Source organism: Flavobacterium sp. CAN_S2, from assembly GCF_015752255.1.
Taxonomy (GTDB): domain Bacteria; phylum Bacteroidota; class Bacteroidia; order Flavobacteriales; family Flavobacteriaceae; genus Flavobacterium.
Map to the genome: position 1 here is coordinate 43,626 of NZ_JADOVA010000006.1, position 16,278 is coordinate 59,903.

General features: G+C 33.7%; 14 protein-coding genes and 1 pseudogene. 9 read left to right on the forward strand and 6 right to left on the reverse strand.

Annotation, left to right across the window (positions count from 1 at the left end):
• Positions 1 to 31: 31 nt before the first annotated feature.
• Positions 32 to 1,636: an energy transducer TonB gene (locus IWX80_RS15715; protein ID WP_196854276.1), complete on the reverse strand. Its 1,605-nt coding sequence runs from the start codon at positions 1,634 to 1,636 to the stop codon at positions 32 to 34.
• Positions 1,637 to 1,786: 150 nt separating this feature from the next.
• On the opposite strand from IWX80_RS15715, the pseudogene IWX80_RS15720 reads away from it, so the two are divergent.
• Positions 1,787 to 2,071 (forward strand): annotated as a pseudogene (locus tag IWX80_RS15720) (argininosuccinate lyase); the annotation flags it as partial.
• A 104-nt stretch (positions 2,072 to 2,175) separates the two neighbouring features.
• Here the strand turns inward: IWX80_RS15720 and ytxJ are convergent.
• The gene (gene ytxJ, locus IWX80_RS15725; RefSeq protein WP_196854277.1) at positions 2,176 to 2,565 is read right to left on the reverse strand and encodes a bacillithiol system redox-active protein YtxJ; all 390 of its coding nucleotides are present in this window, start codon (positions 2,563 to 2,565) and stop codon (positions 2,176 to 2,178) included.
• Positions 2,566 to 2,710: 145 nt separating this feature from the next.
• On the opposite strand from ytxJ, the gene clpB reads away from it, so the two are divergent.
• The gene (gene clpB / locus IWX80_RS15730; protein WP_196854278.1) at positions 2,711 to 5,314 is read left to right on the forward strand and encodes an ATP-dependent chaperone ClpB; all 2,604 of its coding nucleotides are present in this window, start codon (positions 2,711 to 2,713) and stop codon (positions 5,312 to 5,314) included.
• An 88-nt stretch (positions 5,315 to 5,402) separates the two neighbouring features.
• Here clpB and IWX80_RS15735 read toward each other — a convergent pair whose 3' ends face one another.
• Together IWX80_RS15735 and IWX80_RS15740 are read right to left on the reverse strand one after the other, a co-directional pair.
• Positions 5,403 to 5,966 (reverse strand): hypothetical protein, encoded by a 564-nt coding sequence (locus tag IWX80_RS15735; RefSeq protein ID WP_196854279.1) that lies wholly within the window; start codon positions 5,964 to 5,966, stop codon positions 5,403 to 5,405.
• 424 nt (positions 5,967 to 6,390) lie between these two features.
• Positions 6,391 to 6,852 (reverse strand): OsmC family protein, encoded by a 462-nt coding sequence (locus IWX80_RS15740; RefSeq protein ID WP_196854280.1) that lies wholly within the window; start codon positions 6,850 to 6,852, stop codon positions 6,391 to 6,393.
• A 199-nt stretch (positions 6,853 to 7,051) separates the two neighbouring features.
• On the opposite strand from IWX80_RS15740, the gene IWX80_RS15745 reads away from it, so the two are divergent.
• The 5 genes from IWX80_RS15745 to IWX80_RS15765 all read left to right on the forward strand — a co-directional run bounded on the left by IWX80_RS15745 (position 7,052) and on the right by IWX80_RS15765 (position 11,090).
• Entirely contained in the window at positions 7,052 to 7,921 is an 870-nt protein-coding gene (locus IWX80_RS15745) for a DUF808 domain-containing protein (protein ID WP_196854281.1), read from the forward strand.
• A gap of 493 nt (positions 7,922 to 8,414) precedes the next feature.
• A complete protein-coding gene (locus IWX80_RS15750) occupies positions 8,415 to 9,197 on the forward strand; it encodes a hypothetical protein (protein ID WP_196854282.1) in 783 nt (260 codons plus the stop codon).
• A gap of 155 nt (positions 9,198 to 9,352) precedes the next feature.
• Entirely contained in the window at positions 9,353 to 9,976 is a 624-nt protein-coding gene (locus tag IWX80_RS15755) for a hypothetical protein (RefSeq protein WP_196854283.1), read from the forward strand.
• A gap of 163 nt (positions 9,977 to 10,139) precedes the next feature.
• Entirely contained in the window at positions 10,140 to 10,691 is a 552-nt protein-coding gene (locus IWX80_RS15760) for a MepB family protein (RefSeq protein ID WP_196854284.1), read from the forward strand.
• Between the two features lie 204 nt (positions 10,692 to 10,895).
• Positions 10,896 to 11,090, forward strand: coding sequence for an FUSC family protein (locus IWX80_RS15765; protein ID WP_196854285.1), 195 nt, complete (start codon positions 10,896 to 10,898; stop codon positions 11,088 to 11,090).
• Between the two features lie 235 nt (positions 11,091 to 11,325).
• Here the strand turns inward: IWX80_RS15765 and IWX80_RS15770 are convergent, their stop codons facing one another.
• A complete protein-coding gene (locus tag IWX80_RS15770; RefSeq protein WP_196854286.1) occupies positions 11,326 to 11,607 on the reverse strand; it encodes a hypothetical protein in 282 nt (93 codons plus the stop codon).
• A gap of 293 nt (positions 11,608 to 11,900) precedes the next feature.
• Here IWX80_RS15770 and IWX80_RS15775 point away from each other — a divergent pair, with 293 nt between their 5' ends.
• A complete protein-coding gene (locus tag IWX80_RS15775) occupies positions 11,901 to 12,788 on the forward strand; it encodes a carbon-nitrogen hydrolase (protein WP_091170395.1) in 888 nt (295 codons plus the stop codon).
• A gap of 2 nt (positions 12,789 to 12,790) precedes the next feature.
• Positions 12,791 to 13,831 carry an agmatine deiminase family protein gene (locus IWX80_RS15780; protein ID WP_196854287.1) on the forward strand — a complete coding sequence of 347 codons (1,041 nt, stop codon included), beginning with the start codon at positions 12,791 to 12,793 and terminating at the stop codon, positions 13,829 to 13,831.
• An 87-nt stretch (positions 13,832 to 13,918) separates the two neighbouring features.
• Here the strand turns inward: IWX80_RS15780 and IWX80_RS15785 are convergent, their stop codons facing one another.
• A complete protein-coding gene (locus IWX80_RS15785; protein WP_196854288.1) occupies positions 13,919 to 16,186 on the reverse strand; it encodes a M1 family metallopeptidase in 2,268 nt (755 codons plus the stop codon).
• Between the last annotated feature and the right edge of the window lie 92 nt (positions 16,187 to 16,278).

Sequence of the window (16,278 nt, forward strand, 5' to 3'; positions counted from 1 at the left end):
GTTTTTTTATAGTTAAATATTCCTTTCCCAATTAAATTTTACCCATCGGAGCTCTCATCATATTTTGCTGCATCATCATGTTTTGCTGCATCATCATATTTTGAAAAAACAAAGTGTTAAAATTATAATAGTGATTCCTGTATGAAGAAGTTTCAATGATTGAAAAATCTATCGGTAAAATAATTTCTTGTTTTATAGCCTTTCCCTCTACTTTTCCAGGATTCCAATAAATTTCTGTTGTAAAACAAGTTAAAAAATCTAATATCGCTTTATCACAATCTGAATTTAATCCTTTAATTAGTTTAATCTCTGATACAATTCCTGACTGATCAACTATACATTTAAGCAATACATATCCATGACTGTTATTTTGAATAGATTCTACAGGATAAGTTACTTTCTCCGTAATTAATTTTTGCAAACTTTTAATCTTCTTAATTTCTGCATTATTTTCACAAACTTGATATACTTTTTCTCCATTTAAATCTGTAAAATAGGCACTTTTTAATTTCTGGTCTTTATATTCATAAGTAATTTTTTTTCCTGTAATTACATCTAAAAACATTTCACTGCCATTCCCTTTTGCATCCAGAACATTAACATTATGTTCATTATAAACTAATTTATAAACAATTGTTCCAAATTCCAAAATATCATATACCCTGTGAATTTTTCCATTTTCAAAAAATTCCACTGCTTTTTTAGGTTTATTATTTTTATAGCTTAGCTTTCTTCGAACCTCTCCGTTAGGAAAATAAAATAAAAAATCACCTTGCTTATAATGAGGATAAAAAGAAGTGAAATCACCTTCATAAATTTTCACATCATTCTTAGAAAAATGAGCTGTATGAAAAACAGAATCTTGTACCGATACAATTTTTGAATAATAAGTACTCTTATCTGGGTTATTAGTTTCATCTCTAAAAGAATTATAAAAAATATTTTGCCCTCTTTGATAAAGCTTTCTGTACTTATAAATCTTTATGATAGAGGGTATATCTTTCTCATCATATTTCCCATTTTCAATTTGCGTTTTCAGAACTGGGTCATTTCCAAAAACATCGGCGGCCATCTTTTTAAATTTACCTTCACCAGACGGAAAAGTAACAAAATCAGAATCATCACTAATCTTTACAACATACTTAGAGTAAGAAATTCCACTTGCTCCTTCTGCCATAAATTTATAAAATTGCATTCCGGCGACATTTTCAATCTTTTCTGCAAATTCACTTTTACCTGAAATTCTATCTCCAAAAACACCTTCTACCATGACATTTTTTACTACAGAAAATGTATCTATACCAATTATGTATCCATTAGATTCATCCGCTGTAATAGATTTCTCTTCATCTTTTTCATTTAATTTAAACTTCAATGCTCTATCACTTTGAGAATATTTCAACAATCCACTTACTTTCAATCCATTGTTGTCATAATAAATGCCTTTTTCAAAACTAGCTGCGGATGAATAAATAACATTAAGCGATGTTTTAGGTTCATAATCAAAATCAAAGTAACCGCTAATGATTTTCTTATTATAATCAACAAAACTACCTATTTCGTAATTAGTTGTAATGCTCTGGCCATTGATACAGCAACTAAAAGTGACTACTAGCAGGTACAAAAGTGTTTTCATATCGGGATTTTGTGTTATTTATAGGAATATCATTAAGTTAATAATCGAATCAAAAATAACAATTTAAGAAAAAAAACAAGTTAAATTCCAAAAAAATCAACAAAGATATTTTTACAAATATTATGATATTTCTTGAAAATATTTTGTAACCAAAACCCAAAAGCGTGTTTGGATATTGCCATTTTTACAATCAAGAACATTAAAGTAAAAGACAATATACTTGCTGATCCAAAATACAATTATTTGTTTACGGTTGATACCTTAAACGAAATGGTAGTTGCTGGAATGCCTTTTAGAGATGCCTATAAAGCGGTTTCGGAACAATTAGAAAATGGTACTTTTAAATCTCCAAAAGAAACCAAACACACACACGAAGGAAGTATCAACAACCTTTGTTTGGCCAAAATAAAAGAAAAAATGATGAACGCTTACTAATCATCTCATCGGTTTGTCCACAAAATAAAACCGCAAATTCGCTAACTAATGACTACATTAAATTAGCGAATTTGCGGTAAATTATTTAAAAACAATACTATTTGCTAGACTTTCGTCCCCAACTCTTCCGCATCAATATCACTGTGCGAAACACTATAAATAGCTTTTCCTTCCTTAATTAAAATCAATTGTGGCGATTGATGAGTCACTCCAAAACGATTCGCTATTTCATTAGAAATATCACGATGCGCTATTAAATCTAAAAAATAAGGTGTAACTTTATCTGAGCTATTAAACTCATTTTCAAACTGTTTTAGTGCCATCCTACTTACACTACATCGTGTACTGTGTTTAAAAATCGCTACCGGTTTTTCATTCGAAACAGCAATGATTTCATTCAGTTGCCCTAAATCGGTAAGTTCATTCCAGTTGATTTTGTTCTCGTTTGAATCTTTTTCTTCTGAACTGTTGAACATATTTTTAAAAAAACTCATAATTGTCTTGTTTTAAGACATTTTGACTTTCAAACATGATAAAAATCATGAAATTTCTGTCAATTTGTCTGTATTATTGTATTGGAATATATATTGAATATTGATTCGCAAAGTTAGTCAAATAACCACAAAACAATATAACATCATGAACATAAATAAATTCACTATCAAATCGCAGGAGGCCATACAGCTTTCGCAACAATTGGCACAAAGCCAAGGACAGCAACAAATAGAAAACGAACATATTTTCAAGGCTATTTTTGAAGTCGATGAAAATGTGGCTCCTTTTATTTTGAAAAAATTAAATGTAAATGTTCCGCTATTTCTTCAAATATTGGACAGCACGATTCAGAGTTTTCCGAAAGTTTCCGGCGGAGAAATAATGCTTTCTAGGACTGCAAACACGACGCTTAATGAAGCTGAAATTATCGCTAAAAAAATGAATGACGAATTCGTTTCTGTGGAGCATTTAATTTTGGCCATTTTTGATTCTAAAACTAAGGCTGCCCAAATATTAAAAGATCAGGGCGTAACCGGAAAAGGCCTGAAAGCCGCCATAGAAGAATTGCGAAAAGGCGAAAGAGTGACATCCGCCTCTGCCGAGGAAACCTATAATTCTTTAAATAAATACGCCAAAAATCTCAACGAACTAGCAAGGTCTGGAAAACTGGATCCCGTTATTGGTCGTGACGAGGAAATTCGCAGGGTATTGCAAATTCTAACGCGTCGAACTAAAAACAACCCAATGTTAGTTGGTGAACCCGGAGTGGGAAAAACAGCTATTGCCGAAGGATTAGCACACCGAATTGTAGATGGAGATGTTCCTGAAAACCTGAAAGATAAAATAGTGTATTCCCTTGATATGGGAGCGCTGATTGCTGGTGCCAAATACAAAGGGGAATTTGAAGAACGATTAAAATCGGTGGTGAAGGAGGTAACTTCTGCTGAAGGTGACATTGTCCTATTCATTGACGAAATCCACACTCTTGTGGGAGCCGGCGGTGGCGAAGGCGCGATGGATGCGGCCAACATTCTGAAACCGGCTTTGGCTCGTGGAGAACTTCGCGCTATTGGTGCAACTACATTAGATGAATATCAAAAATACTTTGAGAAAGACAAAGCACTCGAAAGACGTTTCCAAAAAATAATGATTGAAGAACCGGATACTGAAAGTGCGATTTCGATTTTACGTGGAATCAAAGAAAAATATGAAACACACCATAAAGTCCAAATAAAAGATGAAGCTATTATCGCTGCTGTCGAATTGTCGCAACGCTATATCACCAATCGTTTCCTTCCAGACAAAGCCATTGATTTAATGGACGAAGCAGCTTCAAAAATACGCATGGAAATCAATTCAAAACCCGAAGAACTGGATGTTTTGGATCGAAAAGTAATGCAGTTGGAAATCGAAATCGAGGCCATTAAAAGAGAAAAGGACGAAAGCAAACTGAAAATTCTAGGTATGGATTTGGCCAACCTCAAAGAAGACCGCAACGAAATCTTTGCCAAATGGAAATCAGAAAAAGATGTTGTCGACAATATTCAAGCGGTAAAAACCGAAATTGAAGATTTCAAATACGAAGCCGAACGCGCCGAACGTGATGGTGATTATGGAAAAGTAGCCGAAATTCGTTATGGTAAAATCAAAGAAGCACAGGAACGTCTTGACATTTTACTCAAAGAACTACAAGAAAACCAATCCGGAACTTCGTTGATAAAAGAAGAAGTAACCCGAGAAGATATTGCCGAAGTCGTAGCCAAATGGACTGGAATTCCGGTTATGAAAATGCTTCAGGGCGAACGAGAAAAACTGCTGAAACTGGAAGATGAATTGCATCACAGAGTTGTAGGACAGGAAGAAGCCATTCAGGCGGTGAGTGATGCCGTACGCAGAAGCCGTGCCGGATTACAGGATATGAAAAAACCGGTAGGAACTTTTCTTTTCCTTGGCACAACGGGAGTTGGCAAAACAGAATTGGCAAAAGCCTTAGCCGAATATCTGTTTGACGATGAAAATGCGATGACCCGTATTGACATGAGTGAATACCAAGAACGCCACAGCGTAAGCAGATTGGTAGGTGCACCTCCGGGATATGTGGGTTACGAAGAAGGCGGACAATTGACGGAAGCCGTTCGTAGAAAACCGTACTCCGTAATCCTATTGGACGAAATTGAAAAAGCGCATCCGGACACATTCAATATCTTGCTGCAAGTCTTGGACGAAGGACGTTTGACAGATAACAAAGGACGTCTAGCCGATTTCAAAAACACAATTATCATCATGACTTCTAATATGGGAAGCCAGATTATTCAAGATAAATTTGAAAACCTAAAAGGAAGCGTTGAAGCTGCAACCGAAGCTGCAAAAGTTGAGGTTCTTGGATTATTGAAACAAACGGTGCGTCCGGAATTCATCAATCGTATTGACGAAATTGTGATGTTCACGCCATTGACCACTGAAAATATTGCTCAAATTGTAGGCTTACAACTAAAAAGTGTTACCAAAATGCTCGCGCTTCAAGGCATCACCATGGACGCAACACCAGAAGCTATTGCTTATTTATCTGAAAAAGGATATGATCCGCAATTTGGCGCCAGACCGGTGAAAAGAGTCATTCAAAGAGATGTTCTCAATGAATTATCCAAAGAAATTCTGTCAGGTAAAATATCAACAGACAGCATTGTTTTGATAGATGCTTTTGATGGAAAACTGGTTTTTAGAAATCAAACGGAGTTAGTTTCTTAATTAAAATCTATAAAAAAAAGACTTCACAGCATTTAAACCTGTGAAGTCTTTTTATTTATATTCAAGGAGATTTATACTTTAACCAAAACTAAAAACAGTTTGATTCATACTCTTTTATCAATTCTATAACTCCTTCTTCTCCACTAATTTTTAATATTTTATTTTCTACCTTTTCTAATATGATTGGACAATCAGTAATTTCGCGACTAATAACTTTTTTGGAGATAAGCCTGCCTAGTCCCATAGCTTCCATAAATGATGTTTTGCCATTATTTGGCCTTACAATAACATAAAAATTTACAGTGGTATAACCAGGTTTTATCACTTTCAATAATTTTAACTTATTCGAATACATTAGTAATCCAAATAAGTTATCATCAATAGCAATAAACTCAACTCGTTTATTCTCTCTTGTAAAACTAAAAGATTTAACTTCATTGGGTAAAAACTCTCTTTTTTCACCTTTTGCATTAACAACTGCTAGTTTTTTTTCTAAATCCAAAACCATCAAATTTTCGAATAAATAATCTTTTTTTAATCTAAATTCTTTTATGGTGTCATTTTGTCTTGTTATGATATTTACTTGTACATTCTGACCTGATATTTTAAATACCAAAAAGAATAAAAAAAGCGTGTAATGTAATTTTTTCATGTGATTTATTAACTGTTTATCAAATAATTTCACCAACAAAACTTATAGTTATTTTGTTGTATTTAAAAATTAAATGTGATTTTTATTAATAATTGTGATTTCAGACTTAACATTCTCAAATAAATTAAATATAAAAATATCTCGAGCATCAAGAGACTCTCTATCCCTACTTATAAACCGTAAAATATAACAGCTATTTTTCACATAATTATGCTATAATATCTCCTCATGAATCTTGTGATTCGAACAGACGTTTTTAATGAAAATCAATCTTAATTAGTTTTTTAATCAAAATATGTGAATAGAAATGAAAACCAGTCGGAAGGCTGTTTTTTAACGCCCAACTTTTTTTTTAGGAACAAAACAGATGATTTACTTAGTATTTTATAATTATTCCCGAAAACAAAGTAAAAACGCCTTCGAATTAGTTTGCAACTTCACATGTTGGAAAATGCAGAATTGGAAAATTACACGAATTGGCTATAAAACAGAGTTCATTTGCTTTTTTGTGCAAGCCAATCGCTTCTTCTATTTTTTCTTTGTTAATAATACCAACTTTAGGATTCAGTTTAATGGCAATAAAACGACCGCTTCCGTCTTCCAAAACCTCCAGAGTTGCCTCTGCTTCATCCGTATAGGAAACCACATCAATCCCATTTTGGCTGCAAACATATAAGTACGACATCATGTGACAGGAAACCACGCTACTTAATAAAAGGTCTTCAGGATTGTACAAAGCGGGATCTCCTTTGAAAGCTTTTGCAGCCGAAACTTGTATAACAGCCTTACCATCAATGGAAATGGAATGACTTTTAGTATATTTCGCTGCTTCCTTTTTAGAAAAAAACCAATCTAATTTAGCTTTAAAAACATGTTTGAATCCCATGATTATTTTTATTTCAAAAGTAACTAAAAACAGTACGACTAAAACAGAAAGGTTTTGGGTGAACCGTAACAAAAATTTTCACATTTTATAAATAGAGTAAATAAAAAAAGTTTTAGATTCGCAGGAATAAACAAACAAAGCGCCAAAACGGAAAATCGTTCAAAAAAAATAGTTCAGCGCGGTTACTAAAACAATCAAAATGGCATCAGGTTTTTTCGCATTATTAGATGATATAGCAGTACTTATGGATGATATTGCAGTAATGAGTAAAGTTGCTGCAAAAAAAACAGCCGGAATTCTGGGCGATGATTTAGCCGTAAATGCGGAGAAAGCATCCGGGTTTATCTCGTCTCGAGAACTTCCCGTACTATGGGCAATTACTAAAGGATCATTCCTAAATAAAGTAATCATTTTACCCGTCGCCTTTTTGTTAAGTGCTTTTTTGCCCATGGCCGTAATCATAATCTTAGTTCTTGGTGGACTTTATTTAGCCTACGAAGGTGCCGAAAAAATATACGAATACTTCTTTCCGCATGAGCATGCAAAACACGCAATTTCATTAGAACCGTTGACCGAAGAACAAATTCTGGCCTTCGAAAAAGAAAAAATAAAATCAGCCATCGTAACTGATTTTATCCTGTCTGTAGAAATTATCATTATTGCATTAGGTACCGTTGTGGGGAAACCTATTCCAACGCAGATAATAGTGGTCACTATCATTGCCATAATAGCAACGGTGGGTGTTTACGGAATTGTGGCTCTGATTGTCCGCATGGATGAAGCAGGTTTAAAACTGATAAGCATGAGTACCAAAGAGCGTAGCTTCTCAAAGACTATCGGAAACATTTTGGTTAAAGCGTTGCCAAAAGTCATCAAGAGTTTATCCGTTATTGGAACCATTGCATTGCTTTTAGTGGCAGGTGGCATATTTGTTCACGAAATTGATTTTTTACATGGAATTCTGCCTCAATTACCATCCATAGTCACTGAATTTATTATTGGACTTGCAATTGGATTACTTGTTTTGGGAATCGTAAACCTGGTCAAAAAAATAATTGGCAAAAAGTAAATAAACCCAAAAGGATGATATTTTAGCTTCCTAAAACTTTAAAATAGCATCAGAACATCAGTCGCAAGGCTGGTGTTTTTTTATGCGCTTTGTTTTTTTAGGAGCAGATTATTTATAGGTTTCCAGCACGAGTTGTCCCGCTGTCCGCAGTATCCACGCCCAAAAGCGTGGGATACACGCTTCCATCGGGGCTAAATTACAACTTTTCGATTTCCTAAATTCTATAGAAAAAATAGAAATGACTACAACTAAACTAAGAAATATATACCCTTCATAATTGTAAAGGCATTCAATAAAGAATCCTTTTGATAATTTGTAAGAAAATTTTAATACATTTGATAAAACATTAAACGAAACGAACTTTCGCCAATCTACCCATATTTGGGTGTATATACGAAGGTTTGTAGCGCTTATACACTAGTTAGCTGTAATTATAGCTCAGAGTTAAGAATGGCTTTAACAGAATAGAAACACAATTACAAAAAATATTTTTATGACATTATCCGAATTCTTTTTTGACATTCCCATTTATGAAAAAATTTTAATAAATGCTGAAAATAATGAGATTTTCAGAAAAATTCTTGATTGCACTAAAAAAGAAGAATTTGAAGGTTATAATCCTTGGCAAAAAATTGACTCTACTTTTATTGTAATTACTGATTTAATACCAAACGGCGATTATTTTATAAAGGATGGAGGATATGGAATTGTAAATATAAAATGTAAGAGAACAGACAATATTTTTACTTACTATATATATTTTAGAGCAGACACAAGTATTTTAATGAAAATTGGACAATATCCAACTATTGCAGATTTTCATATTTCTGAAATTAAACAATATTCTAAACTATTGTCTAATGAAAAACTTAAGGAGTTTACTAGAGCTATTGGACTTGCAGCAAATGGAGTTGGAATAGGTTCTTTTGTATATTTAAGACGCATTTTTGAAAATTTAATATTTGAAGCTTCTGTAAAAGCAATAGAAGAAGGTACAATAAATGAAGGGGATTTTCAAAAATCACGTATGGATAACAAAATTGAATTATTGAAATCATATCTACCAAATTTTCTTGTTGAAAACAAATTAATGTATTCAATCCTTAGTTTAGGCATTCACGAACTAGATGAGCAAACTTGTTTAGCCAATTTCGATACTCTAAGAGTAGGTATTGAAATTATTCTTGATGAAAAACTAGATGAACTAAGGAAAAAAGAAAAAATAGACCAAGCGAAACAAAAACTTGCAGCACTTAAAGCTCAAATAAAAAAATAACTACCGCTAACAGCCATTTTGAGCTAGCTGGAGCTTAGTGGAATTAGCGTTTCGCATCAAGTTTTCGTTAAGCCGAAAACTGAAAAGTTACGAACTTCCAGCCATCTCAAAGTGGCGAAACGTTAACCGCTATTTAAAAAAACCGTAATAAGAGAATGTCTATAAAAAAGAGCGTTTTAGAAGTAAAAAAAAATAATGAATTATATGTTTATATTCAACCAGAAAGCAGATTTGTAGCTCAATCAATAAAATATTCATTTGATATTTTAAAACAAAGAGGAGAAATCTTTTCTGAAGAGGAAACTAATCGAATACAAGAATTAATTGAACACAAGAGCTTAAAAGAGAAGCAAGAATTAATTAGAGAAGAATCTTGGGATAAACATTCCGTTGAAGATAGTAACGCAATTGAATTGTTTTCGCAGTTATCCATTTGGGGATTTTCCATTGCCTTTGGAGTAATTTTTGGGAGCCTTTTAATGGCATTTAACCTTACAAAATTGAATAAACCTAAAGTTTCAATTATTGTTATTTCATTTGGTGTCCTTTATACTGCTTTTCAACTTTTTGCAGTTAATTACCTTGAAGAAATTGATTTTGTCTATAAAAGTCAAACATTGCTTTTTTCTGGAATAGGAGCATTAATTCTTCATTATGTATTTTGGGAAAACAATATTGGAAAAGAAATAAAATATAGAAAGAAATCGATAATAATACCTTTGATAATTTGCATTTTGATTTTTATACCAATAATATATTCAATGATTGCAAACAACTAAACGGCAGTTAAAAGCCGTTTGGCGAGATTCGGGGTTTTAGGATTTTAAAGATGGTATTGTATTTGGGATGATTTGGCAAATCCGCTGTAGTACACGAACTTTAGCTGTCAATGCAAAACGACATTTAAACAAAATACGAACAAACAAAATATTGACAGGAAAAATGACAACCGAAAACACTTTGACACTTTTAAACTCAATTCATAGCGACCTAAAAGTTGTGAAAGAATTGGTTTATGACGAATGCGGGTTTGACTTGACAAACTTAAAACAGAATACAGAAAGTAAAGAATACGGAGCATGCTCTTTTGAACTTAACGGAAGAAAAATTCAACAACGAATTTCTAAAATTACACCTAAAAAAGCAGGTCAATTTGTAACGGTGTGGAAACGAAACAAAGATGGAATTACTGAACCTTTAGACAATTCAGACAATTTTGATTTTGTAATTATCACAGCAAGAAATAACGATAATTTCGGACAATTTATTTTTCCGAAATCGGTGTTAGCTTACAAAGGAATAATAACACGAAACGGAAAAACTGGAAAACGTGGAATTAGAGTTTATCCAACTTGGGATTTTGCAATAAACGAACAAGCGAAAAAAACACAAACTTGGCAGACAAAATATTTTATAACAATTAAAAGTGACAACTCAACTGACCTTGATTTAGCAAAGAAATTATTAACACAAACGAAAATAATTAGCGAATAAAAACAACGAACTGCTAATATGGGTTTGACAAAAGTGAGGCTTTAGTACTAGGTTGAACATTTGTAATTTCTAAAACCCACCTTAGCTGAGAGCAAAAACGTTGGTTTCTATTATCCTGACGACTGCTCAATAATCAAAATACACAATGACAAACAAAGACTTTTCAGAATTCACTGACCAAGAATTATTAGACGAAGTAAAAAAATGAAATTATTTTCGATTACTAATGCTTTGATTATTGTAGTTTTAGTAGGAATAATATTTTACAGTGTTGTTAAAAACAGTTGGGGAATGCTTACATTAATCCCTTTGTATTTTATCTACAAAATGATTAACGACCCTAAAAACAAAAGAAGTAAAGTCTTGGAAGAACTTTTGAAAGTAAGAAATTTGAAATAATCAATAATTAAAGTTGAATACGTTTTGAATCGATTTTAGCCAGATTAAAATACAACGATTGAGTATTTTTTTGAATTAGTAACGAAATTAAATAAAAGTTGAACTCAAAAGAAATTGAATTACTTATCAAGGAAACCTATCCCAGCAAGAGCATCCCGCTCGTGAACACTAAAAAATTAAACAACAATTAATTATAATAACTACGAGCGGGACAATTGCACAAAACTTGGAGCGATTAAAACAACTTATAAATTCTATGAATTGGAATCATCACACCTTGCTTTAATAGTACGTTTTTATCTGTAACAGCCCAAACGGTAGTATCAACAACTTTTTTGGATTCACTATCCTCAAAGAAAATTTTAATTTTCGAATGCTCTAAATTCCCCAGCGATAACGCTCTATTGATTTCACTTGTTCTGGTTTTTATTTCGTCAACATCGTCAAGAACGTCTGTTGTTGGAAATTTAAGAAGAGCGATGTCTTCTTTATCAATGCTTTTGAATTCGTCTGTCATAATCGTGAAGATTTAATTAATTATAAAATATAGTAGTTTAGCAACGCAAAAGTTAACCAATTTTATTAGCCATAATACTATATACAAAAATAAAACCTCCTTAGTTTATAACTGCCAATTTTATATTAATTTTTTTCACTTCTCTTGCTTTAGAACGTCTCCCAACTTTGGAATTGTTAAGAAAAAAATGCAATACAATAAATCGACTGACAATTTTAAAATCTAAAAAACTCAGTAACCCTATTTTCTACTCTTTATAAAATTCACTATTTTTGCAATCTAAAATTTTAGTCATGCCAAACAAAAAATATAAAATAGCGGTCATTCAATTGAATCTTAATGATATTGCCGAAAACAACTTGAAGAAATGCATCAGTTGGGTTCGTGATGCCGCAAACCTTGGTGCCGAAGTGATTTCGTTACCGGAATTATACAGCAGTCATTATTTTTGTCAAAGCGAAGATGTAGATAATTTTGCTTTGGCAGAACCATTGTACAGTACTTCGTTTATTGCTTTTAGCGCTTTGGCAAAAGAATTAGGCGTGGTTATTATTGTTCCTTTCTTCGAAAAAAGAATGGCAGGAATTTACCATAATAGTGCGTACATAATTGATACAGATGGTTCAGAAGCGGGATTGTATCGCAAAATGCACATTCCAGATGATCCACATTTTTATGAAAAATTCTATTTCACGCCAGGTGATTTGGGTTTCAAAACTATTCCAACTAAAAAAGGAAAAATTGGAACCTTAATTTGTTGGGACCAATGGTATCCTGAAGCGGCTCGTTTGACTGCTTTACAAGGTGCTGAAGTGTTGTTTTACCCAACAGCAATTGGTTGGCATCCACAAGAAAAAGAGCAATACGGTGAAAACCAACATGGCGCTTGGATGAGTGTTATGAAAGGACACGCGGTTGCAAATGGCGTGTATGTTGCAGCGGCAAACAGAATCGGATTAGAGCAATATTTGCCTGATACGGCGGGAATTCAGTTTTGGGGATCTTCATTTATTGCTGGACCACAAGGCGAAATTTTGGCGCAAGCTTCACACGACAAAGAAGAAATCCTGATTGCCGAAGTAGATTTAGACTTACAAGAAAATGTGCGTCAGAACTGGCCCTTCTTTAGAGACAGAAGAATTGATGCTTTTGGTGATATTACTAAAAGAGCGATTGACTAATTATGACTACAAATAATAGAAGATTCCCTGCAGAGTGGGAAAAGCAACAAGGAATTTTATTGTGTTTTCCTCACAACGGTAAGGATTGGCCAGGAAAATACGAAGCCGTTCAATGGGCTTTTGTGGAATTCATTAAAAAAGTAGCCACTTTCGAAACTGTTTTTTTAGTGGTTGCCGATGAAAACCAAAAAGAAAAAGTCAATACGATGCTGGAAACAGCTCATGTTGAATTGACTAACGTTTCGTACATCATACACAAAACCAATAGAAGTTGGATGCGTGATTCGGGTCCGATAATAGTAAAAAACGGAACCGAAAGAGAAGCTTTGAACTTTAATTTTAATGGTTGGGCCAAATATAAAAACATTCAATTGGACAAATTTGTTCCTGCCAAAGTGGGTGAATTTCTGAATATTCCTGTGACTCAAGTCATGTACAAAGGAAAACCGGTAATTGTAGAAGGCGGAGCGATTGACAGTAACGGTCGTGGAACTTTATTGACTTCGGAAGAATGCTTGATGCATCCAGATATTCAGGTTCGGAATCCAAATTTCACCAAAGCAGATTACGAAGCCGTTTTCAAGGAATATCTTGGAATTACAAATGTGATTTGGTTAGGCGACGGAATTGAAGGCGATGATACGCACGGTCATATTGATGATTTGTGCCGATTTATAAACGAAGATACGATTGTGACCATTGTAGAAACAGATCCAACGGATAACAACTACAAACCATTACAAGACAACTTAAAACGCTTGCAAAACGCCAAACTGGAAAATGGGAAATCACCTGTAATTGTTTCTTTACCAATGCCAAAACGTTTAGAATTTGATGGCTTGCGATTACCAGCGAGTTATGCCAATTTCCTGATTTTGAACAATTGTGTTTTGGTTCCTACTTTTAACGACAGTAATGACCGAAAAGCGTTGAACATCCTTGCAGAATGTTTTCCTGACAGGGAAATCATCGGGATTAGCGCAACAGATTTTATTTGGGGTTTTGGAACATTACATTGCCTAAGCCAACAAATTCCAAAGTAGCTTTAGAAAAAAATTGCTTATATAAAAAAAAAGACTTGTAACATTAATTGCTACAAGTCTTTTTTATTTTAATTATATTTCTAAATACTATTTATCTCTGGTAAAAGGTATTTTTTGTCCTTCAGGAACTGTCATGTCAAATCCATTTAAACTGTCATTAAATTCAAATTTAAGTCCCGCTTGTTTCGATTCAAAAGTGTTTTTCCCAATTGGTTCCACCGTAAAACTTGGATAATTCGTTATCAAAACATTTAACGCACCATTTTTCTCTGAAAAAGTAATTTTTAGCGGCGCCATTTTTGTAGAAAAAACTCCTAAATAACCATCTAGAATTACATCTTTTTCAATCAAACCTTTATCTGAAGTCCAAGTATTATTTGCTGTATTGGTATCCGGTAAAACATGATCAGGGTCTAATGTAATGCTCTCAATTTCTACTGTAGAATTGTGTTTGAAAGACCACGCTTTGTTTCTTTGCCAAACTTCAACCGGCAATTTAACACGTGTTAGTTGCCCGCTTTTCGTTTTTATGTCTAAACTTACTGGCATTGCCATTTTTTCGAAGTTTTCAATCGAAATTACAACTCCTTGTTTTGGGTCGTTTTTCACGTATTTAATCGAATTAATTCCTTGGTCTAATCGCCAATTATTTTGGAACCAACCTCTCCAAAACCAACTCAAATCTTCACCAGCTACATTTTCAATTGTTCTAAAGAAATCGTCCGGTTGTGGATGTTTGTATGCCCAACGCTCAATATAAGTTTTCAAAGCTAAATCAAAACGCTCTGGTCCAAGAACTTGTTCACGCAAAATCACTAATCCAGAACTTGGTTTAGAATACGCTAAAAGACCTATGTTTTTTTCCTTCATATTATCCGGAGAACTCATTATAGTTTCCAGATTCGGACTTGTATATACTTCCGCTCTTTGATGCATGTCAACCGGCTTTTCTTTGTACTCGCCATTATTGAAATCTACAGAACTTAATGAATTAATAAAAGTATTAAAACCTTCATCCATCCAAGCAAACATTCTTTCGTTAGATCCAACAATCATAGGAAACCAAATGTGACCAAATTCATGATCTGTAACGCCCCATAAATCCTCGCCTTTAGACTCCCAGCTACAAAAAACAATTCCTGGATATTCCATACCGCCTTCGTTTCCGGCAACATTTGTAGCCGCTGGATATGGATATTCTAACCATCTTTTAGAATAATTTTCAATAGAAGCTTTAGTATATTCTGTCGAACGTCCCCAAGCTGCGTCGCCTGCACTTTCCACCGGATAAACAGAGATAGCCAATGATTTTTTTCCACTAGGCAAATTGATTTTTGCAGCGTCTAAAATAAATGCCGCTGAAGATGACCAAGAAAAATCACGGGCATTTTTAATTTTATAATACCATGTTTTAGTAGCTGCTGAAACTATTTTTGATGAATTTTCAACCTCTGCTGCAGTACGGATAAAAACTGTTTTATCACTTTGTTTTGCTTGTGCCAATCTATTTTGCTCCACAGTAGAATAAACCGCTGTAGGATTTAGTAATTCACCTGATGCAACCACAATATGATTCGCTGGCGCTGTAATACTCACATCAAATTCCCCGTATTCTAGGTAAAATTCCGATGCTCCTAAATATGGATTCGTATTCCAACCTCTAACATCATCATACACACACATACGCGGATACCATTGCGCAATGGTGAAAATTTTTCCATTTTTAGTTTCTAAAACTCCCATTCTGTCCGAACCTTCAAAAGGCGCTATAAAAGAAAAGTCGATTTTGATTTTAACAGAACCACCTTTTGGATTTAATCCCTGCGGAAGAAAAACCTGCATTCTCGTATCCGTAACCACATATTTTGCAGTGGCTTCAGTAGCTACACCTTTTACAGTTGTGATAACTTTCACCGATTTTATTTTATGACCGCCATCAAAAACTTGGCCTTGAGCCCCATTTCTACTTCCTGTCAAAGGCACAACTGCATTTCCACGGGAATCTGCTTTGAATAAATTCTGGTCTAAGTTCATCCAAACAAAAGCCAATTTATCTGGACTGTTATTCGTATAGGTTATGATTCCTGTACCTGAAATTTCGTTGTTTTTTTCATCCAATTTTGCCGTTAATTTATAATCGGCACTGTTTTGCCAATATTCAGCGCCTGGTTGCCCGCTTGCGGAACGTGTACTTGTTCCATTTTTTGAGTAAAAATGTGGAGCAAAAGCATCATGATAATCGTATTTTGAAACTGCATTACCAGATGCATTTGTTGGGGTTTGTTGCGCCCAAACAGACGTAACTCCCAATAATAAAGTCAAATGTAAGATGACTCCGAATCGAATATTTTTCATTTTCTTATGATTTATATCACAAATTAATGAAAAAAAAGAGGATTTTGAACTATTGAAATAGAATTGATTCCATATAATTTCAATAAAATCAA